The organism is Luteitalea sp. (assembly GCA_009377605.1).
Classification (GTDB): Bacteria; Acidobacteriota; Vicinamibacteria; order Vicinamibacterales; family Vicinamibacteraceae; genus WHTT01.
Map to the genome: position 1 here is coordinate 1 of WHTT01000095.1, position 290 is coordinate 290.

Here is a 290-nt window from a genome sequence, read left to right on the forward strand (position 1 = left end):
GATGGCGCGGGCCTCGAGGCCGACGTGCGTGCCGTTTCGCCGAACTTCTTCCAGCTCCTACAGATGCCTCTTCTGCGGGGCCGAATCTTCACGCCAGGCGACAGCGCGGGTGCTCCCGGCGTGGCCATCGTAAACGAGCAGCTGGCGCGCAAGCTGTCACCCGGCGGTGATGTGATCGGGAGACGCGTGAAGATCGGGTTCGACGCGCCGTTGCCCGCGTATCGGATGTCGGAGTCATCGCGGACCGGCGGTCAACCGGGATCACCACCGACGCCTGGGACGAGATCTAC

Annotated in this window: 1 protein-coding gene (running past one end of the window); it reads left to right on the top strand. The window is 66.6% G+C overall.

Going from position 1 to position 290, the window contains the following annotated elements; genetic code table 11:
- Window positions 1-290, top strand: part of the annotated coding region (locus GEV06_23440) for a hypothetical protein (protein MPZ20834.1) (this coding region is incomplete at its 5' end). The annotated region continues 472 nt past the right edge of the window; 290 of its 762 annotated nt are in view.